Genomic DNA, 20,217 nt, shown 5'->3' with positions numbered 1-20,217 from the left:
CATGGCAGTCTATACGACGGTATCCGCCGAGGCGCTGACCGCGTTTCTGGCGAAGTTCGACCACGGCGCGCTCGTCTCCGCCAAGGGGATCGCCGAAGGGGTGGAGAATTCCAACTATCTGGTCGACACCACCACCGGCCGCTTCATCCTTACGCTGTACGAGAAACGGGTTTCGGCCGACGACCTGCCCTTCTTCCTGGCGCTGCTCGACCATCTGGCCGATGACGGCAATCCGGTGCCCCGCGCCCTGCCCGATCGCAGCGGCGTGGCCATTCACGAACTGGCGGGGCGCCCGGCCTGCCTGATCGAATTCCTGCCCGGCGTATCGGTGACGCAGCCGACGCCGGCGCAGGCGTGGGCCGCCGGCGCCGCGATGGGGGCGATGCATGACAGCCTGTCGGGCTTTGCCGCGACACGGCCCAACACGCTCGGCCCCGATGGCTGGCGCGACCTGCATGCGCGGTGCGGCGCCGATCTGGATGCGATCCATCCCGGCCTGTTCGCCGATACGGCCGCCGCGCTGGAGACGGTGATCGCCCGCTGGCCGACCGCGTTGCCCGTCGCCGCGATCCATGGCGACCTGTTTCCCGACAATGTGCTGATGCTGGATGACCGGGTGACCGGGCTGATCGACTTCTATTTCGCCTGCACCGATATCCGCGCCTATGACCTTGCCGTCATGCACACCGCCTGGGCCTTTGACGGCACCGGTGCGCGCTTCGATGCGGATGTCGGCACGGCACTGGTCGAGGGCTATGCCAGCCGCTTCGCCCTGTCGGGCACCGAGCGCGCCGCGCTGCCGGTGCTGGCACAGGGCGCCTGCCTGCGCTTCATGCTGACCCGCGCCTGGGACTGGCTGAACACGCCGGCCGATGCGCTGGTGACGCGCAAGGACCCGCTCGCCTATTGGCGGCGCTACCAGGCCTATGCGGCGGGTGCGCTGTGAGCGACGCAGCCCTGACCGCGGTCGAGATCGCCACGGACGGCGCGTGCAAGGGCAATCCCGGCCCCGGCGGCTGGGGCGCGCTGATCCGCTCCGGCACCCATGAAAAGGAATTGTCGGGCGGCGAGCCGAACACGACCAACAACCGCATGGAATTGATGGCCGCGATCGAGGCGCTGAACGCGCTGAAGCGCCCCTGCGCGGTGACGCTGTCCACCGACAGCCGCTACGTCATGGACGGCCTGACCAAGTGGATCCACGGCTGGAAGCGCAATGGCTGGCGCACCGCCGACAAGAAGCCGGTGAAGAACGCCGAACTGTGGCAGGCGCTGGTCGCGGCGGCCGAGCGGCACGAGATCAAGTGGCTGTGGGTGAAGGGTCACGCCGGCCACCCGGACAATGAACGCGCCGACAAGCTGGCCAGCGACGCCGCCAGGGCGATCGGCGGCCGCTAGCCCCCGAACCGGCGGGCGGCGTAGCGGTCCGCATCCAGATCGTCCGGCACCGCACCCCCCATCAGCACCGCCGCCGCCAGCGCGGCGCCCGCAGGCGCGGTCTGGATGCCGAAGCCGCCCTGCCCCGCGCACCAGAAGAAGCCCGGCACGCTCGCATCGAAGCCATAGACCGGCAGGCGGTCGGGCGCGAAGCTGCGCAACCCGGCCCAGCGCCGCTCCACCGCCTCGACCCGCCAGTCCACCGCCCCCTCCAACCGGTCGATCGCCACCGCCACATCCATATCCTCCGGCGCAGCATCGCACGGGTCGCTCGGGATCTCGTCATGCGGGCTCAGCCACAATCGGCCGACGGGCTCCGGCTTGAAGTAGAAGCCGCCGTTCACGTCCACCACATGCGGCAGGCCGGCGGGCACAGGCGGCGCGGTGCGCAATTGCACCATCGTCCGGCGATAGGGCGCGATGCCGATCGGCCGCGCACCGGCCACCCGTGCGACCTGGTCCGCCCAGGCGCCGGCCGCGTTCACCAGCACGCGCGCCGCATGGGTGCCGCCCGGCGTCTCGATCGTCCACACCCCGCCCCGACGTTCGGCTTTGCGCACGGCTGCGTCGGTCGCCAGCGTGACACCCGCATGGCGTGCCTGCGCCAGATACAGGGCATGCAGCCCGCCCACATCGATATAGGCGCAGCTCGGCTCGATCACCCCCAGCGTCCAGTCGGGACGCAGGCCCGGCACCCGCGTCGCCGGATCGATGCGGTGGAGTTCGACGCCGCTGCCCTCGAAGGACGCGAGGAACCGGTCGATCGCCGCGCCGTCCTGCGTGCGACCGATATGCAGCGATCCCAGCGGCTGGAGGAAACCGCCCGCCTGCAGCGCCGGGCCGGACGCGGTGGTCAGCGGCTGGATGCCGGGTCCGCCATAGGTTTCCGACCAGAACGCCGCCGAGCGCCCGGTCGCATGACGGCCGGGCATATCCTCCGCCTCCAGCAGCAGCACCCGCGCACCGCCGCTGATCGTCGCGGCCAGGCTGGCACCCGCAATGCCCGCGCCCGCAATCGCGATGTCGTAGATCACGGCGCCACCCGGTCGAGAAACCCGTCGATCGCGGCATAGGCGCGCGTACGGACGGGGGCGATCTCGCGCAGGATCTCATGCGCCGACTCAGGCCCGAAACGCACCACCTCGGCATGCGGCAGGCGGGTCGCGACGGCCGCCGCCATGCGCGCATCGACCAGCCGGTCGGCATCGGCCAGCACGAACTGCACCGGCGTCTTGATCGCCGACAGCCGCGGATCGGCGCGCAGCGCGGCGGTGGCGGCAAAGGCCTGCGCCACCCAGGACCAGCTTGGCGACCCCAGGCAGAGTTGCGGATTGTCCCGCCGCCACGCCTGCTGCTCGGCGAAACAGGCGATGTCGTGGGTCAGCCGCTGCTGGCGTCGTCGCGCGGCGCGCGCACTTTCGCCGCGGCGCCATGCCGGGCGGCGCGGGTCGCCCCGCCCCGCCATCCATGCCGCCAGCCGGTGGCCCAGCACCGCCCCCATCGGCGCGCGCAGGCCCAGCATCGGTGCGACCAGCACCGCGGCATCGGGCGCGAATCGTCCCTCGGCCAGGGCACGCAGGGTCAGGAACCCGCCCATCGAATGCCCCAGCACGGCGTGCCGGGCGCCCGGCCGGTGCCAATCCCGCCAGAAGGCGGCGAGATCGTCGACCAGCGTCGCGAAATCCTCGATATGCCCGGTGTCATCCTCGGCAAGCCGCCCCGATCCGCCCTGCCCGCGCCAGTCGAACGCCGTGATGCTCCACCCTTGCGCGTGGAAATGTTCGAACGCGTCCAGATACTTCTCGAACATGTCCGCCCGGCCGGTCTGAAACAGCAAACGGCGGCGATCGTCGGCGGCCGGCCAGTCGAAGCGGCGATGGCGCCAGCCGTCCGGCGCGGTCCATTCGCCGACGCGTGCGTTCGGATCGAGCTTTCGGCGGGGGGCGACCGGCATCATCCGCCCCGGTTACGTTTTCGAAAGCCCGCCCGTCTATACCCCTGATCCATGGGGTGGGATTTACCACGGGTCGCGCTGATCGCGCTTCTGGCGCTGCTGCTGCTGGCAGCCGGCATCCAGGATGCGCGTACGCGCGAGATCGGCAACGGCAAGAACGCCGCGATCGCGCTGCTCGCGCCCTTGTGGTGGTGGGCATGCGGGCTGTCGCCCTGGCCCGACATGGCCGCGCAACTGGCGATCGGGCTCGGCCTGTTCATCGTGTTCGCGCTGGCCTTCCGCTTTGGCATGATGGGCGGCGGCGACGTCAAGATGATCGCCGCCTTGGGCCTGTGGCTGCCGGTGCAACCGCTGGTCCGGATGCTGGTGGTGATGGCGCTGGCAGGCGGCGTGGTGACGCTGCTGATGCTGATCGAACATCGCTGGCTGCGCCCGCGCGATACCGACGGTCCGGTCGAGGTTCCGTACGGCGTGGCCATCGCCATTGCCGGCCTGCTCACCCTTCGCGAACCGATATTTAACCAGTTTCCGGGTACTTAAATCCTAATCCTCACGCGAACCCGTCGCGGCCACGCGTCCGAAAAGGCTCAAAGAGAATATGGACAGCCGTAAGATCATTCTGTTGGTGGGCGCGCTGGTGGTGGCCGCCGTCACCGCCTTCTTCGCCCGCACGCTGATCGCCGGCAGCGCCGCGCCACAGGCGACCGCAGCCGCCGCCGCGCCGGTGATCGACGGCCCCGAAGTGCTGGTCGCGACCCGCGCCCTGCCGGTGGGCACGATCCTGGACGCCAGCGCGCTGCGCTTCCAGCCCTGGCCCAAGGAGCTGGTCGACGGCGCCTATTACCTGAAGGCACAGACCGATCTGAAGGCGTTGCAGGGCACCGTCGTGCGCAACGCGATCACCGCCGGCCAGCCGGTCACGCAGGGCGCCCTGGTGAAGCCCGGCGACCGCGGCTTCCTGGCGGCGGCGCTCGGCCCCGGCATGCGTGCGGTCACCGTTCCGGTATCCGCGCAAGGGTCGGTCGCCGGCTTCGTCTTCCCCGGCGACCGCATTGATCTGGTGCTGACGCAGGAAGTGGCAGGCGGCGGCGATGGTCCCGCGCTGAAAGTGTCGGAAACCGTGATGCGCAACGTCCGCGTCCTCGCCACCGACCAGCGCACCGACAATCAGGTGGGCGAGGACGGCAAGACCGAGGTCCGCACCTTCTCCACCGTCACCGTCGAATCGACGCCCAAGATGGCCGAGCAGATCGCGGTCGCGCAGACGCTGGGCACCTTGTCGCTGTCGCTGCGCTCGATCGCGGACAATCCCGCCGAGCTGGAAGAGGCGATCGCCTCGGGCGCGGTGAAGGTGCCCGACGGTACCGATCCGGCCGCCGAAAAGGCGATGATGCTGCGCGTCGCCAGCCAGCCGCAGGCCGGCAGCAGCAGCTACGCCACCGGAGCGGACGTGTCGCGCTACCAGCGCAGCACCGTGCCCGGCCGTGCAGCCAGCCAGATGGGTGGCGACGCGCCGGCCGTCGGCGTCGGGGGCGGAACGGGCGGCGGCACCGTCGCCACCACCGGTATCCCGAGCGGCCCGGTCATCCGCGTCGCCCGCGGCAACAACGTGACCGCCGTGCCGGTCCTGGGGAAGTAATCCGATGCGTGCTTGCCTGAACGCCCCGATGTTGAGACCCGCGATACTTGCGCTGGCGGCAACCCTGCCCGCTGTCGCACAGGCCCGCCCGGCCGACCCCGCTCCTGCCGCTGCGGCGGCCGGGAGTGGCGGCGCCGTCATGCAGGTGAACACCGGCCGTGGCCGGCTCATCACCCTGTCCCGGCCGATGAGCGACCTGTTCGTCGCCGACGACTCGATCGCGGACGTGCAGGTCCGCTCGCCTACCCAGCTCTATGTCTTCGGCAAGAAGCCGGGCGAGACGACGATCTCCGCCACCGCGCGCGGCGGTGCGGTCGTCTATGCGACCACGGTGCGTGTCGGCAACAATCTGGATTCGGTCGGGCAGATGCTGCGCCTGACCATGCCGGAGGCGAACATCGTCGCCACCCCGATGAACGGCCTGATCCTGCTGACCGGCACCGTCGCCGCGCCGGAGGACGCCGCGGAAGCGGAGCGGCTGGTACAGGGCTTTGTCGGAGATACCACAAAGGTGCTGTCGCGTCTGAAGACCGCGACGCCGCTGCAGGTGAACCTGCAGGTGCGCATCGCCGAGGTCAGCCGCAGCTTCGTCAAGAATATCGGCGTCAATCTCGGTTCGCTCGACGCGACCGGAGGCTTCAAGTTCGGTATCGCACGAGGAAGCCGAGGAGCGTCGACCTTCACGCCGGGGGGGCCGCTGTTCACGGGCTTTACGGATTCGAGTACCGGCACCAGTCGCCTGCCGCCGAACGCCACCGGCGGCTCCACCATCGGCCTGGCCGGCAAGTTGCTGGGCCTTGATCTGCTGGCCGCGATCGATCTGGGCGAAACGCTGGGTCAGGTGACGACGCTCGCCAACCCGAACCTGACAGCGCTGTCGGGCGAGACCGCGACATTCCTGGCCGGCGGCGAAATCCCGATCCCGTTGGCCTCGGGCTTCGGCGCGGTGAACGTCGAGTTCAAGCAATATGGCATCAGCCTTGCCTATACGCCGACGGTGCTGTCGGACGGACGCATCTCGCTGCGGGTCCGGCCGGAGGTGTCGCAGCTCTCGTCTGCTGGCGCGGTGTCATTCGGTGGGACCACTATCCCCGGCCTGACAACGCGCCGCGCCGAGACGACGCTGGAACTCGGTTCCGGGCAAAGCATGATGATCGGCGGTCTGCTCCAGAACAGCAACGACAACTCGGTCGACAAGACCCCGTGGCTGGGCGACCTGCCGCTGATCGGCAGCCTGTTCCGCTCGAATTCATTCCGCCGCAGCGAATCCGAGCTGGTCATCATCATCACCCCCTATCTGGTGAAGCCGGTGAACAACCAGGCCGACATCGCGCTGCCCACCGACGGCGCGCGCACCCCGCGCGACATTGACCGGGTCATCAAGGGCGAGCTGGGCACCGGCGCCAGCGGCGAGCGCCGCCCGGTGCCGACCATGGCGCCGCCGCGCCAGTCCGCGCCCGCCATCGGCCTGTCCGCCCCTGCGACGGTGGCGCCGCCCACCGCCAAGCCTTCCAAGCCGGCCAAGGGCGTCCCCGCCCCCGGCTTTTCCAACTGATCGGTCCGGGATGCGACACGCCATGACCCACACCCTTACCCTGACATCCTCGCTGGCGGCGGCGCTGCTGCTCGCCGGCTGCACCGGCACGCAGAATCGCGGCGTCGAATCCGTCCACCAGCCGGTGGTTGACCGCAGCGATTATGCGCTCGACCTGGGCGTGATCGGCGGCCGGCTGGCCGCTGGCGAGGAAGAGCGGCTGGACGGCTGGGCGCGCACCCTGCGCCTGGGTTATGGCGACCATGTCGCGATCGACGATCCCGCGACCGAGGCGCCGGGCGCCCGCGCCGAGGTGGCCGAACTGGTCGCGCGCTACGGCCTGCTGCTCGACGAGGCGGCAGCCTCCTCGCAGGCACCGGTCACGCCCGCCACGATCCGCGTCGTGGTCAGCCGGACGCGCGCGGCGGTGCCGGGCTGCCCCGACTGGTCGCGCGACAGCAGCCTGGACTGGAACCAGAACACCTCGTCCAACTATGGCTGCGCGACCAATGCCACGCTGGCCGCGATGGTCGCCAACCCCGCCGATCTGGTCCGGGGCCATGCCGGCCGTGAAACCGCGGACCCGGCGCAGGTCTTCAAGAGCATCGACCTGTATCGCAAGGCCGTGCCCACCGGCGGCGGCGGCACCACGGTGGGCAGTGCCGGCGGCGCTGGTGGCGGTGGCGGCGGTGCCAGCGCGGGGGGCAGCCGCTGATGAACGCTCCCTGGAAACCCGGCGCCATCACCGGGCGCGATCCCTTTGTCGCCTATGTCTGCGACGAGGCCACCGCCGATGCGGTACGCCCGATCGTGACCGAACAGGGCTGGTCGCCGGACAAGGTGCACAAGGGCGGCCTGCGCAACGCGATCCAGTCGCTGTCCGTGTCCGCCAGCCCGCAGATCCTGCTGGTCGACCTGTCCGAATCGGGCGATCCGCTCAACGACATCAATGCCCTGGCCGAGGTGTGCGAGCCCGGCACGGTGGTGATCGCCGCCGGTCAGGTGAACGACGTCCGCCTCTACCGCGACCTGCTGGCCAGCGGCATCCAGGATTATCTGCTGAAGCCGTTGCACCGCGACATGCTGCGCGACGCCTTTGCCCATGCCCAGGCCCTGCTCAGCGCCCCCAAGCATGTCGAGGGGGGGAGCGAGCATCCGCATTGCGCGGTCGCGGTGATCGGCGCGCGCGGCGGGGTCGGCGCCTCCACCGTCGCCACGTCGCTCTCCTGGCTGCTCGCCGAGAAGGAAAAGCGCTCCACCGCGCTTCTCGACCTCGACGTGCATTTCGGCACCGGCGCGCTGGCGCTCGATCTGGAGCCGGGCCGTGGCCTGACCGACGCGATCGAAAATCCCAGCCGCATCGACGGCCTGTTCATCGAGCGCGCCATGGTGCGCGCCTCGGAAAAGCTCGCCGTGCTGTCGGCGGAGGCCCCGATCAACAGCCCGATCATCACCGACGGGTCGGCCTTTCGCGCGCTGGAAGAGGAAATGCGCGGCGCCTTCGAATGCATGGTGATCGATCTGCCGCGCGGCATGCTGGTCCAGCATCCGCAACTGCTCGCCGACGTGCAGACCGTGGTGCTGGTCACCGAACTGACGCTGGCGGCGGCGCGCGACACCATTCGCCTCCTCTCCTGGCTGAAGGCGAACGCAACCCAGGCGCAGGTCGTCGTGCTGGCCAACCGCATGCACCCCGCCGCGCAGGCGGAGATCAGTCGCAAGGACTTCGAAACCTCGATCGAGCGGCGCATCGACCATGTCATGCCCTTCGACCAGAAGCTGGCGGCGCAGGCGGCCAAGCTGGGCAAGACGCTGGCGGAGGCGGGCAAGGCGAGCAAGACCATCGCTCCGCTCGCCGAGATTGCCGGCAATCTGTGCTTTGCGGCGGCGGAAAGCGCCGCGCCGGGTGGCAAGGGCATCAAGGGCGGCCGCGGGCCATCGCTGATGGCGCGGTTCGACTTCAAGGGCCTGATGGCCAAGCGCCCGCCGCGCAAATGATCCGTTCCCGCCCCCAGTCCCGGTTCCCCGGCGGAGCGCCGCGATGAACGACATGCTGCCTTTCATCATGGTCATGGTCGGCATGGCGATCGTCCTGGCGATGATCGTGATGGCCTTTGCCGGCCCCTCCCCGGCCCGCGCACAGGCGCGCCGCATGGCGCAACTGCGCGAGCGGCATTCGGAGGTGGCGGTGATCTCCTCCACCCAGATGCGCCGCATCACCAATGCGCGCGACACGCGGATGGACGAGGCGTTCGGCCGCATCCTGCCCAACCCCGCGCTCCTCGCCAAGCGGCTGGCGATGACGGGCAAGGACTGGACGGTGGGCCAATATGGCATGGTCAATGCCGGCGTGACGCTCGCCATCGCGGTGTTGATGCTGGTGGAGGGGATGCCCTTCCTGCTGGCGCTGTTCGCCGCGATCTTCATCGGCGTGGGCATTCCGCATTTCGTCATCGGCAAGCTGATCCAGCGCCGGGTCGGCCAGTTCACCGCCAAGTTTCCCGACGCGATCGAGCTGCTGGTCCGCGGCCTGCGTTCGGGGCTTCCCATCACCGAGACGATGAGCGTCGTCGCGCAGGAGGTCGAGGGTCCGGTGGGGGAGGAATTCCGCACCATCACCGACAAGATGAAGATCGGCCGCTCGATGGACGTGGCGCTTCAGGAAACCGCCGACCGGCTCGGCACGCCCGAGTTCCAATTCTTCGTCATCACCATCGCCATCCAGCGCGAGACCGGCGGCAACCTGGCCGAAACCCTGTCCAATCTCGCCGACGTGCTGCGCAAGCGCGCGCAGATGAAGCTCAAGATCCGGGCGATGTCGTCGGAATCCAAGGCATCGGCCTATATCGTCGGCTCGCTGCCGTTCATCGTCTTCGGCCTGATCTTCATGGTCAATTCGGCCTATCTGATGAACTTCTTCACCGACGAGCGGCTGATGATCGCGGGGCTTGGCGGCCTGCTGTGGATGGGCATCGGCGTCTTCATCATGGCCAAGATGGTCAGCTTCGAGATCTGAGGGACGATCATGGCCCCCACCACTCCCACCATCCTGGGCATCGACGTGCTCTGGGTCGCGACGATCCTGTCGGGCGTCGCCGCCTTTGCGGTGATGGTCGCGATCTACGCGGTCACCACCTCGCGCGATCCGATGACCAAGCGCGTCAAGGCGCTGAACGACCGGCGCGAACAGTTGAAGGCGGGCATCACCGCCTCCACCAAGCGCCGCGCCAAGCTCGTCCAGCGCAACGACACCGCCGACCGGATGCGCGCCGTGCTGCAATCCCTGTCGGTGTTGCAGGAGGAACAGGTCAAGGCCGCGCAGATCAAGCTGCTGCAGGCCGGCATCCGTTCCAAGGAATGGGCCGTCGCCGTCATCTTCGGCCGGCTGGTCATGCCCATCGTGTTCGGTGGCCTCGCCCTGCTGTGGGTGTACGGCACCGAGGGCTTTGCCGACTGGTCGCCCTTGAAGAAATACATGCTGGTCGCCGGCACCTTCATCCTGTCGTACAAGGCGCCCGACCTGTTCCTGAAGAACAAGATCACCAAGCGGTCCGATGCGATCCGCAAAGGCCTGCCCGACGCGCTCGACCTGCTGGTGATCTGTGCGGAGGCGGGCCTGACCGTCGACGCCGCCTTTCACCGCGTCGCGCGCGAGCTTGGCCGCGCCTATCCCGAACTGGGCGAGGAATTCTCGCTGACCGCGATCGAGCTCGGGTTTCTGACCGACCGGCGTCAGGCGTTCGAGAATCTGGCGATGCGCGTCGATCTGGATGCGGTGAAGGGCGTGGTCACCACCATGATCCAGACCGAGAAATACGGCACGCCACTGGCCTCCGCGCTGCGCGTGCTCTCCGCCGAGTTTCGCAACGAGCGGATGATGCGCGCCGAGGAAAAGGCCGCCCGCCTGCCGGCGATCATGACGGTGCCGCTGATCCTGTTCATCCTGCCGACGCTGTTCGTCGTCATCCTCGGGCCGGCCGCCTGTTCGATCAAGGACTCGCTGATCAGCGGAAGCTGAAACCGACACGCGCCCGGGTCGTTGACCACCCGTAACAGGAGGTTGGCGATGCTGTTTTCGACACCCACGCAATATGCGGTGCTGGCACTGCTCTTCGTCGGCGGCTGGCTGCTGGGGCTGGCCAGCCATCCCGGCGGCCGCAAATGGCGCGAACGCTACACCGCGGAGCGCGATGCCCATGCCACGGTCCGCAAGGAACACGACGCCCGCCTCGACGCGGCGAACGTACGCATCGCGGAACTGGAGCGGGAGAATAACCGCCTTGCCCATGCCGCGCCCGTGGCAACGGCGGCACCGGTGGCGCCGACGGCGCCGGTGGCCAGCGCCCCCATCTCCACCGCGCACGTACCGCCGCGCCCCGTCGCCGCCAGCGCGGCCCGCCCGGCCTTTGGCGGAGAACGCCGCGGCTGGTTCGATTTCGGCGACCGCACCCGCCGTTAAAGCGGATGGGTTTGGCCCAAGTCTAATCGCGTTTCACTTAAAACCCCTCTCCCCTCTGGGGAGCATCAGGTAAACACCGCCCCGCGCTGTTTAATCCATGCCGGGGGCATGAACGACCTGATGCTGGAGGGGGCCGCTGCAAAGCGGTGGGAGGGTGAGGGGTCGCCAAGCAGCGCCGCACTGCTGGTCTACCCCTCACCCTTCCCACTACCTTTGGCAGCGGGCCCCTTCCCTCTCCCCTCTGGGGAGAGGGAGATTGGCCTCATGCATCCCCTTCAGGGCGGGGTATCCTACCCGTTCAGACCGCTCTCCCCGGAGGGGGAGAGAGCTGGGCCCTACTTCCGCAACGCCGCCTGCGCCGCCGCCAGGCGCGCGATCGGCACCCGGTACGGGCTGGCCGAAACGTAATCGAGCCCCACCTGCTCGCAGAACGCGATCGACGCCGGATCGCCACCATGCTCGCCGCAGATACCCAGCTTGATGTCGCCGCGCGTCGCCCGGCCACGTTCGGCGGCCAGGCTGACCAGTTCGCCCACGCCCTCCACGTCCAGGCTGACGAACGGGTCCTTGGCGTAGATGCCCTGCTCGACATAGGTGCTGAGGAAGCGCGCGGCGTCGTCGCGGCTGACGCCCAGCGTCGTCTGCGTCAGGTCGTTGGTCCCGAACGAGAAGAACTCGCCCACCTCGGCGATTTCACCCGCCTTCAGCGCGGCGCGCGGCAGCTCGATCATCGTGCCGACCAGATAGTCGACCTCGCGCCCCCGCTCGGCAAAGACCAGCTTGGCCGCCTTGTCGACCACCGCCTTCATCAATTCCAGCTCGCGCCGCGTCGCGACCAGGGGGATCATCACCTCCGGGATCGGTGCCTCTCCCGACTTCTCGGCCACGTCGATCGCCGCCTCGAAAATCGCCCGCGCCTGCATCTCGTAGATTTCCGGATAGGTGACACCCAACCGGCAACCGCGATGCCCCAGCATCGGATTGAACTCGTGCAGTTCGTTCGCGCGGCGCTTCAGCGTATCGATATCCAGCCCGGCGGCCTGCGCCACCTCGGCGAACTCGGCTTCCTCATGCGGCAGGAACTCGTGCAGCGGCGGATCGAGCAGGCGGACGGTGACCGGCAGGCCCGCCATCACTTCGAAGATCGCAGTGAAATCGCTGCGCTGTTCGGGCAACAGCCGGTCCAGTGCGGCGCGCCGCCCCTGCTCGTCCGATGCCAGGATCATCTGGCGCACCGCGGTGATGCGGTCCGCCTCGAAGAACATGTGCTCGGTGCGGCACAGCCCGACGCCCTCCGCGCCGAACTCGCGCGCGGTCTTGCAGTCGAGCGGCGTTTCCGCGTTCGCGCGCACCTTCAGGCGGCGAACCGCGTCGGCCCATTCCATCAGCGTGCCGAAATCGCCGGCCAGCTCGGGCTGCACGGTCGCGACCTCGCCCACCATCACCTCGCCGCTGGCGCCGTCGATGGTCAGCGTGTCGCCCTCGCGCACTTCACGGCCGGCGCAGCGCAGCACCTTGTCCTTGGCCGAGATCGCCAGCGACCCCGCGCCGGACACACATGGCCGCCCCATGCCGCGCGCCACCACCGCGGCGTGGCTGGTCATGCCGCCCCGCGCGGTCAGGATGCCCTTGGCGGCATGCATGCCGTGAATGTCCTCCGGGCTGGTCTCGACGCGGACCAGGATCACCGACTCGCCCGCCGCCGCGCGCTTTTCCGCCGTGTCGGCGTCGAACACCACCTTGCCCGATGCCGCGCCGGGCGATGCCGGCAGGCCCTTGGTCAGCACGTCGCGCTTCGCCTCGGGGTCCAGCGTCGGGTGCAGCAACTGGTCGAGTGCCGCCGGGTCGACGCGGGCGATCGCCTCCTCGCGGGTGATCAGCCCTTCGTTCGCCATGTCGACCGCGATCTTCAGCGCCGCCTTTGCGGTACGCTTGCCCGACCGGGTCTGGAGCATCCACAGCTTGGCCTGCTCCACCGTGAACTCGATGTCCTGCATGTCGCGGTAATGGGTTTCGAGCTGGTCGAACACCGCGGCCAGTTCGCGGTAGACCTCCGGCATCGCTTCTTCCATCGATGCGGGCTTGGCGCCGGCTTCCTCGCGCGCCGCCTTGGTCAGATATTGCGGCGTGCGGATACCCGCCACCACGTCCTCGCCCTGCGCGTTGATCAGGAACTCGCCATAATAGGCGCGGTCGCCCTTGGACGGATCGCGCGTGAACGCCACGCCGGTCGCCGAGGTGTCGCCCATGTTGCCGAACACCATCGCCTGCACGTTGACCGCGGTGCCCCAATTGGCGGGGATGTCGTTCAGCCGGCGATAGACCTTGGCACGCTCGGACTGCCACGAACCGAACACCGCGCCGACCGCACCCCATAACTGGTCATGCACGTCCTGCGGGAAGGGCTTGCCCCACTGCTCCTCGACCAGCGCCTTGTACTGCGCGACCAGCGCCTTCCAGTCGGCGGCGCTCATCTCGGTATCGAGGGTGAAGCCGTTGTCTTCCTTGGCGATCTCCAGCGCTTCCTCGAACGCGCCATGATCCAGTTCCAGCACCACGTCGGCATACATCTGGATGAAGCGGCGATAGCTGTCCCACGCGAACCGCTCATCGTCCGCCGCCTTCGCCAGGCCCTCGACGGTGTCGTCGTTCAACCCGAGGTTCAGCACCGTGTCCATCATGCCCGGCATCGACACCCGCGCCCCCGAGCGGACCGAGACGAGCAGCGGGTTCGCCGGATCGCCGAAGCGCTTCTCGGTCACCGCCTCGATATGCGCGATCCCCGCCGCCACCTCGTCACGCAAGCTTTGCGGAAACTGCTCGCCATCCTCGTAATAGCGCGTGCACATTTCGGTCGAGATGGTGAACCCCGGCGGCACCGGCAGGCCGATCGACGCCATTTCGGCCAGATTGGCGCCCTTGCCCCCCAGCAGGTTCTTGTCCCCCTTGCCGCCATCCGAAACACCGCCGCCGAACCTGTAGACGTAGGTCATTGTCTTTCCCCTGTTTCGTTTTGTGGTCGCCCAAGAGGGGGCGTATCAGCCTTCAATCCGCGAGAAGTCGGCAACATTGTGCACCGCGGCACGCACCCGCGCCAGCAGGTTCAGCCGAGCCGCCCGGCGCGCAGGATCGGCGTCGTTGACCGTCACCTGGTCGAAAAACGCATCGATCGGCGCACGCAAGGTGGCAAGGGCCGCCATCGCCCCCTCGAAATCCTCCCGCGCCACCGCCTCGCCGGCGCGCGGCTCGGCGGCATCGAGCGCGGCGATCAGATCGCCCTCGGCCTGTTCGGGTGCATAGGACAAAGCGGTCGCCTCGACACCAGTCACCCCTTCCTTCTTCAGGATGTTGGCCGCGCGCTTGTATCCAGCCAGCAGGTTCGCGCCGTCCTCCGTCCCGACAAACGCCTGCAACGCGCGCACGCGGGCGAGCAGCCGGACCAGATCGTCCTCACCGCCCAGCGCGAACACCGCATCGATCAGGTCATGCCGCACGCCCGCCTCGCGCTGCTGCACCTTCAGGCGGTCGGCGAAGAAATCGAGCACATCGCGGCTCACCGCGCTCGCCAAGCGAAAACGAAGTCCGTTGTCGAGGATCAGCGCGATCACGCCCAGGGCCGAACGGCGAAGCGCGAACGGGTCCTTGGAACCGCTGGGCTTCAGATCGGCACCGAAGAAGCCGGTGATGCTGTCCAGCTTGTCCGCCAGGCTGACCGCCACCGTCACCGGCGCGGCCGGCACGTCGTCGCCCTGCCCGACCGGCTTGTAATGGTCGCGCACCGCCTCGGCGACGCGGGTGTCCTCGCCCTGTGCCGCGGCGTAATAGCCGCCCATCAGGCCCTGCAATTCCGGGAACTCGCCGACCATGCCGGTGACGAGATCGGCCTTGGCAAGTCGCGCCGCACGCTCGGCAAGCGCCGCCAATTGCTCCCTCTCCCCTGCGGGGAGAGAGGGCGTTTGGGCACCCACAATGCCCTCTTCCACCAGCCAGCGCGCGAGCTTCGCCACCCGCTCCACCTTGTCAGCGACGGTGCCCAGCTTTTCGTGGAAAACAATCTTTTCCAGCTTGGCCGCCTGCTCTTCCAGCGGCGTCTTCAGGTCCGTCTCGTAGAAGAAGCGCGCATCCGACAGGCGCGCGGCCAGTACCTTACGGTTGCCCTCCACGATCTTGGCGCCGCCATCGCTCGCCGCGATGTTCGCGGTGCAGACGAACGCATTGGCCAGCTTGCCCGCGCCGTCACGACAGACGAAATATTTCTGGTTCACCCGCGCGGTAAGCTGGATCACCTCGGGCGGCACGTCGAGAAACGCCTCGTCGAAGCGGCCGAGCAGCGGCACCGGCCATTCGGTCAGCCCGGCATTCTCCGCCACCAGTCCCTCGTCCTCGACCAGCTCCAGCCCCGCCTCGCGCGCCAGCGTCGCGGCGCGGCTGCGGATCAGCGCGGCACGCTCGTCCTGATCGACCAGCACATGCGCCGCGCGCAGTTGCTCGACATAGCCGTCCGGACCGGTCAGCGTGATCGCCGCCGGCGCGTGAAAGCGGTGGCCGCGCGTCTCGGCGCCGCTGGCGATTCCGGCGATCTCGACCGGCACCACCTGTTCGCCGAACAGCGCGACCAGCCCGTGGAGCGGCCGCACCCAGCGCAGCGACTCGGTGGATTGCGAGGCATCGCCCCAGCGCATCGACTTGGGCCAGGGAAAGGCGCGGATGATCGCCGGGATCGCCTCGGCCAGCACCTCCGCGGTCGCGCGGCCCGGCTTCTCGGTGATCGCGAACAGCACGCCGTCGCGCTCCACCAGTTGCTCGCGCGTCAGCCCGGTCTTGCGCAGGAAGCCTTCCAGCGCCTGTGGCGGCGCGGCGGCACGCGGCCCCTTCACCTCCTCCGACACTGCCTGCGTCGCATCGGGCAACCCCTTCGCGATCAGCGCCAGCCGGCGCGGCGTGGCATAGGTGATCGTCTCGCCCGCGCTCAAGCCGGCCTTGGCCAGTTCGGCGGCGAACAGGCGGGCGAGATCCTCGCGCGCCTTGGCCTGCATGCGGGCGGGAATTTCCTCGGAGCGAAGTTCGAGAAGAAAGTCGCTCATGCCGCCCACCCGTTCTTCTCCATCCATGCGCCGCACGCGCCCTTCGCCAGATCGCGGACCCGCCCGATATAGGCCTGCCGTTCCGCCACCGAGATCACGCCGCGCGCCTGCAGCAGGTTGAAGGTGTGGCTGGCCTTGATCGCCTGTTCGTAGGCCGGGATCGGCAAACCGCGCGCCAGGCTGTTCTCGCATTCGGCCGCCGCCTTGCGAAAGGCGTCGAACAGCGTGTCGGTGTCCGCCACCTCGAAGTTCCACGTGCTCATCTGGCGCTCATTCTCCAGGAACACGTCGCCGTAGGTTACGCCCGCATCGTTGAACGCCAGGTCGTACACATTGTCGACGTCCTGGATGTACATCGCCAGACGCTCCAGCCCATAGGTCAGCTCGCCCGCCACCGGCTTCATGTCGAAACCGCCCATCTGCTGGAAATAGGTGAACTGCGTCACCTCCATGCCGTCGCACCAGACTTCCCAGCCCAGCCCCCAGGCGCCCAGCGTCGGGCTTTCCCAGTCATCCTCGACGAAGCGGATATCGTGCTTGCCCATGTCCACGCCGATCGCGGCGAGACTGCCCAGATACAGGTCCTGCAGATCGGCCGGGCTCGGCTTCAGGATCACTTGATACTGGTAATAATGCTGCAACCGATTGGGGTTCTCGCCGTAACGGCCATCGGTCGGGCGGCGGCATGGCTGGACAAAGGCGGCGTTCCACGCATCCGGCCCCAACGCGCGCAGCGTGGTGGCGGGGTGAAACGTGCCGGCGCCCATCTCCATGTCATAGGGTTGCAGGATCACGCATCCGCGGTCGCTCCAATAGTCATGGAGGGTAAGGATCATGCGCTGGAAGGATAGAGGCTGGGTCACGAGCGTGGCTTTGGCGGATGGGCCCAGAAGGGTCAAGCGAGTGGCACCGCGCGCGCGGAAGGGCTAGATACCGCTGCCACGACCCACCCGAGGAGACCCGGTTTGCTACTGCGTTCGTTCCGCGCGACCCTGACCTCGCTCGCCCTGCTGCTCGCCCTGCCGGCCTGCGCACAGTCCAGTCCCACCCAGGCCAAAGCCGCCAACGACGCCGATCCGGCGCTGTGGGTGGTCAAGGATGCGGACACCACCGTTTATCTGTTCGGCACCATCCACGTGCTGAAGCCCGGCCTGTCCTGGTTCGACGAGGCGGTGAAGACGGCGTTCGACAAATCCGGCGAGCTGGTGCTGGAGATGGTGCAGCCTGATCCCGCCGCCATGCAGCAGATCGTCGCCACCACCGGCATCAACCCCACCGGCCCGACGCTGACCGAGCAACTGCCGGAGGCCAAGCGCCCCGCCTATCTCAAGGCGCTGACCGAGGCGGGCCTGCCTTCCGCCGCGTTCGACCGGATGAAGCCCTGGCTGGCCGCGGTCAGCCTGTCGCTGATGCCGATCCAGAAGCTCGGCTATGACGCGTCGAACGGCCCGGAAACCGTGCTGGCAAGCGCCGCCAAGTCCGCGAACAAGCCGGTGATCGGCCTGGAAACCGCCGAACAGCAGATCGGCTATTTCAACGGCCTGTCGCAGCCGGCCCAGATGCAGTTCCTGGTGTCCACCGTCGATGAACTGCCCGAGGCGGGCAAGACGATGGCGACGATGGTCGACAACTGGTCGCATGGTGACCCGGAGGCCCTCGCCAAGACGATGAACGAAAGCCTGAAGGACTCGCCCGAGGTCGCAAAGGTGCTGCTCACCGAGCGCAATGCACGCTGGGCGAAGTGGATCGCAAACCGCATGAACAAGCCCGGCACCGTCTTCGTCGCGGTCGGCGCCGGGCACCTCGCCGGGCCCGACAGCGTCCAGGCGCAACTGGCCCGGGCAGGCGTGAAGGCGGAACGCGTCGCCTATTGAGGCCCCGCGATTGCCAGCGCGCATGGTTTCGGCTATGCGCGCCGGCTTCCGGCCATGGTCATCCCTGGAGGCGTGGGCGGAAAAGCACATCCATTCGTTTTCGGAGCATATCGCATGAGCGACACCATTACGCTCGCAGCCGAGACGCGTGACCGGGCTGGCAAGGGAGCCTCCCGTTCGCTGCGCCGTGAAGGCCGCGTCCCCGCCGTGATCTACGGCCAGAACAAGGAGCCTGCCGGCATCCATCTCGAAGAGAAGGAACTGGTCAAGGCTCTCATGACCGGTCACTTCTTCAACTCGGTCGTGATGCTGAACGGCGAGCGTACCCTGCCCAAGGACGTCGCGTTCCACCCGGTCACCGACCGTCCGCTGCACGTCGACTTCCTGCGTATCGGCGAGCATTCGACCGTCACCGTCGCGGTGCCGGTGGTGTTCACCGACGAGGACGAGTCGCGCGGCCTGAAGCAGGGCGGCGTGCTCAACATCACCCGTCACGAGGTCGAGCTGGTCGTCGACGCCGCCAACATCCCGGCGGAACTGACCATCTCGCTCAAGGGTCGCGAGATCGGCGATTCGATCCACATCTCCGACGTGGCGCTGCCCAAGGGCGCGCAGCCGGCGATCGAGGATCGCGACTTCGCGATCGCCACGATCGTGCCGCCGACGGTTCCGACTGCCGCCGACGAGGCCGCGGACGCCGATGCCGGTGCCGCTGGCGACGATACGGCCGAGGGCTGATCGTCCCGGTCCCTCCGGGGATCGCCGACGGAAAGGGGGGGCAGGTGGCGGCAACGCCCCTGCCCCCTTTTCGTTCTACCCGTTCGTCTCGAGTAGCCGTCGAGTAGCAGCAAAGCTGCGTATCGAGACGGCGTATCGAGAGACAGGTCGCGTGTGTGGCCCTGTCTCGATACGAGTTCTCGATACGCCCTGCGGGCTACTCGATCTCTACTCGACACGAACGGATGGAAATTGGGTGACTGCGCCAAACCGCCCACCAACCAAGGAGATCGCAGCGTGCAAATCTGGGTCGGACTCGGCAATCCGGGGCCGCAATATGCGATGCACCGGCACAATATCGGCTTCATGATGCTGGACGCGATGGCCGAGATCCACGGCTTCGGCGCGGTCAAGAAGCAGTTCCAGGGCTGGACGCAGGAAGGCCGCATCGGCGCGCACAAGGTGCTGCTGCTGAAGCCTGCCACCTTCATGAATGAAAGCGGCCGCTCGGTGGGCGAGGCGCTGCGCTTCTATAAACTCGGGCCCGACGCGCTTACCGTCTTTCACGACGAACTCGATCTCGCCCCCTTCAAGGTGAAGGTGAAGACCGGCGGCGGGACCGCGGGCCATAACGGCCTGCGCTCGATCGACCAGCATCTCGGGCCCGATTTCCGCCGCGTCCGCCTCGGCATCGGCCATCCCGGCCACAAGGACCGGGTGACCGGTTACGTCCTCGGCAACTATGCCAAGACCGAGATCGAGCCGCTGTCCGACCTGCTCGGCGCCGTCTCGGCGGAGGCCGGCTGGCTGGCGGACGGCGACGACACCCGTTTCATGAACGATGTCGCGCTTAGGATGGGTCAGGCATGAGCACTTCCGGGACGATACGCCGCCTGTTCGCCTCGCTGCTCTACGAGGGCCGGATCGACGATGCCGATCTGATGGCCGATTTGGAAGATAGCTGCCTCGCCCTCGCCGAGGACGACCGCGCCGGGCGCCGCTGGTCGAAGGAGCATGGCTATCGCGGCTATACCAGCTACGCCTCGCTGAACGACCTGCCGATCCGCGATCCGGTGTTCGCGGACCTGAAGAAGAAGCTCGACCGCCACGTCGCGGCCTTTGCGGCGCAATGCGCCTTTGATCTCGGCGGGCGCAAGCTGAAGCTGGACAGCCTGTGGGTCAACGTCCTGAAGCCGGGCGGGCATCATTCCGCGCACATCCACCCGCACAGCGTCGTCTCGGGCACGCTTTATGTCGCGATGCCGCCGGGTTCGGGCGCGTTGAAGCTGGAGGATCCGCGCCTGCCTATGCTGATGGCCGCCCCGCCGCGCCGCCTGGACGCGCCCGACGACCTCGCCACCTTTGCCACCGCGCAGCCGGAGCCCGGCACGGTCCTGCTCTGGGAAAGCTGGCTGCGTCACGAGGTCGTGCCCAACGCCGCCAAGGGCGAGCGGATCAGCGTCAGTTTCAACTACAGATAGTTACGCAGGCGAAAAGGTTCCATCGGTTCGGCGTCGAT

The 20,217-nt window shown here is 68.1% G+C and carries 19 protein-coding genes; 14 read left to right on the top strand and 5 right to left on the bottom strand.

The window, feature by feature from the left end; genetic code table 11:
- The first annotated feature begins 1 nt into the window (after nucleotide 1).
- Nucleotides 2-946 carry a homoserine kinase gene (gene thrB, locus NPJ82_RS04200; protein WP_342658444.1) on the top strand — a complete coding sequence of 315 codons (945 nt, stop codon included), beginning with the start codon at nucleotides 2-4 and terminating at the stop codon, nucleotides 944-946.
- On the top strand, nucleotides 943-1,398 hold the full coding sequence (gene rnhA / locus NPJ82_RS04195) for a ribonuclease HI (protein WP_112382153.1): 456 nt from the start codon (nucleotides 943-945) through the stop codon (nucleotides 1,396-1,398). The genes thrB and rnhA overlap by 4 nt, the downstream gene beginning before the upstream one ends.
- Here rnhA and NPJ82_RS04190 read toward each other — a convergent pair.
- A complete protein-coding gene (locus tag NPJ82_RS04190) occupies nucleotides 1,395-2,471 on the bottom strand; it encodes an FAD-dependent oxidoreductase (protein ID WP_342658443.1) in 1,077 nt (358 codons plus the stop codon). The genes rnhA and NPJ82_RS04190 overlap by 4 nt on opposite strands.
- A complete protein-coding gene (locus tag NPJ82_RS04185; protein ID WP_342658442.1) occupies nucleotides 2,468-3,394 on the bottom strand; it encodes an alpha/beta hydrolase in 927 nt (308 codons plus the stop codon). Before NPJ82_RS04185 ends, NPJ82_RS04190 begins: the two co-directional genes overlap by 4 nt.
- A 48-nt stretch (nucleotides 3,395-3,442) precedes the next feature.
- Between NPJ82_RS04185 and NPJ82_RS04180 the strand changes: the two genes are divergently transcribed.
- From NPJ82_RS04180 to NPJ82_RS04145, 8 genes are read left to right on the top strand one after another with little or no spacing between them, the layout of a single operon-like run.
- Nucleotides 3,443-3,931, top strand: coding sequence for a prepilin peptidase (locus NPJ82_RS04180; RefSeq protein ID WP_267351441.1), 489 nt, complete (start codon nucleotides 3,443-3,445; stop codon nucleotides 3,929-3,931).
- 58 nt (nucleotides 3,932-3,989) lie between these two features.
- Nucleotides 3,990-5,030, top strand: a complete 1,041-nt coding sequence (gene cpaB / locus NPJ82_RS04175) for a Flp pilus assembly protein CpaB (RefSeq protein ID WP_342658441.1) — start codon at nucleotides 3,990-3,992, stop codon at nucleotides 5,028-5,030.
- A 28-nt stretch (nucleotides 5,031-5,058) separates the two neighbouring features.
- The gene (locus NPJ82_RS04170) at nucleotides 5,059-6,585 is read left to right on the top strand and encodes a type II and III secretion system protein family protein (protein ID WP_342658440.1); all 1,527 of its coding nucleotides are present in this window, start codon (nucleotides 5,059-5,061) and stop codon (nucleotides 6,583-6,585) included.
- Nucleotides 6,586-6,607: 22 nt separating this feature from the next.
- Entirely contained in the window at nucleotides 6,608-7,279 is a 672-nt protein-coding gene (locus tag NPJ82_RS04165) for a CpaD family pilus assembly protein (RefSeq protein ID WP_342658439.1), read from the top strand.
- Nucleotides 7,279-8,562: a P-loop NTPase gene (locus NPJ82_RS04160; RefSeq protein ID WP_267351434.1), complete on the top strand. Its 1,284-nt coding sequence runs from the start codon at nucleotides 7,279-7,281 to the stop codon at nucleotides 8,560-8,562. The genes NPJ82_RS04165 and NPJ82_RS04160 overlap by 1 nt, the downstream gene beginning before the upstream one ends.
- Nucleotides 8,563-8,614: 52 nt before the next feature.
- Nucleotides 8,615-9,580 (top strand): type II secretion system F family protein, encoded by a 966-nt coding sequence (locus NPJ82_RS04155; RefSeq protein WP_149682360.1) that lies wholly within the window; start codon nucleotides 8,615-8,617, stop codon nucleotides 9,578-9,580.
- A gap of 9 nt (nucleotides 9,581-9,589) precedes the next feature.
- Entirely contained in the window at nucleotides 9,590-10,582 is a 993-nt protein-coding gene (locus NPJ82_RS04150; RefSeq protein WP_170295645.1) for a type II secretion system F family protein, read from the top strand.
- A 48-nt stretch (nucleotides 10,583-10,630) separates the two neighbouring features.
- Nucleotides 10,631-11,023, top strand: coding sequence for a hypothetical protein (locus NPJ82_RS04145; protein ID WP_342658438.1), 393 nt, complete (start codon nucleotides 10,631-10,633; stop codon nucleotides 11,021-11,023).
- A 335-nt stretch (nucleotides 11,024-11,358) separates the two neighbouring features.
- On the opposite strand, the gene ppdK is transcribed toward NPJ82_RS04145, so the two are convergent.
- Genes ppdK through NPJ82_RS04130 form a run of 3 tightly spaced genes read right to left on the bottom strand, consistent with a single transcriptional unit; the run spans nucleotide 11,359 to nucleotide 16,943 of the window.
- On the bottom strand, nucleotides 11,359-14,016 hold the full coding sequence (gene ppdK / locus NPJ82_RS04140; RefSeq protein WP_342658437.1) for a pyruvate, phosphate dikinase: 2,658 nt from the start codon (nucleotides 14,014-14,016) through the stop codon (nucleotides 11,359-11,361).
- Between the two features lie 45 nt (nucleotides 14,017-14,061).
- A complete protein-coding gene (gene glyS, locus NPJ82_RS04135; protein ID WP_342658436.1) occupies nucleotides 14,062-16,107 on the bottom strand; it encodes a glycine--tRNA ligase subunit beta in 2,046 nt (681 codons plus the stop codon).
- Nucleotides 16,104-16,943 (bottom strand): glycine--tRNA ligase subunit alpha, encoded by an 840-nt coding sequence (locus NPJ82_RS04130; RefSeq protein ID WP_112382144.1) that lies wholly within the window; start codon nucleotides 16,941-16,943, stop codon nucleotides 16,104-16,106. The genes glyS and NPJ82_RS04130 overlap by 4 nt, the downstream gene beginning before the upstream one ends.
- Nucleotides 16,944-17,072: 129 nt before the next feature.
- On the opposite strand from NPJ82_RS04130, the gene NPJ82_RS04125 reads away from it, so the two are divergent.
- The 4 genes from NPJ82_RS04125 to NPJ82_RS04110 all read left to right on the top strand — a co-directional run bounded on the left by NPJ82_RS04125 (nucleotide 17,073) and on the right by NPJ82_RS04110 (nucleotide 20,179).
- On the top strand, nucleotides 17,073-17,981 hold the full coding sequence (locus NPJ82_RS04125; protein ID WP_342658435.1) for a TraB/GumN family protein: 909 nt from the start codon (nucleotides 17,073-17,075) through the stop codon (nucleotides 17,979-17,981).
- A gap of 114 nt (nucleotides 17,982-18,095) precedes the next feature.
- Nucleotides 18,096-18,719, top strand: coding sequence for a 50S ribosomal protein L25/general stress protein Ctc (locus NPJ82_RS04120; RefSeq protein ID WP_149682097.1), 624 nt, complete (start codon nucleotides 18,096-18,098; stop codon nucleotides 18,717-18,719).
- Between the two features lie 276 nt (nucleotides 18,720-18,995).
- Entirely contained in the window at nucleotides 18,996-19,568 is a 573-nt protein-coding gene (gene pth, locus NPJ82_RS04115; protein WP_342658434.1) for an aminoacyl-tRNA hydrolase, read from the top strand.
- A complete protein-coding gene (locus NPJ82_RS04110) occupies nucleotides 19,565-20,179 on the top strand; it encodes a TIGR02466 family protein (RefSeq protein WP_342658433.1) in 615 nt (204 codons plus the stop codon). Before pth ends, NPJ82_RS04110 begins: the two co-directional genes overlap by 4 nt.
- Nucleotides 20,180-20,217 lie beyond the last annotated feature (38 nt).

It is taken from the genome of Sphingomonas sp. NY01 (assembly GCF_038809135.1).
In the GTDB taxonomy this organism is placed as follows: domain Bacteria; phylum Pseudomonadota; class Alphaproteobacteria; order Sphingomonadales; family Sphingomonadaceae; genus Sphingomonas; species Sphingomonas carotinifaciens.
This window is presented reverse-complemented; position numbering and strand designations above follow the sequence as displayed.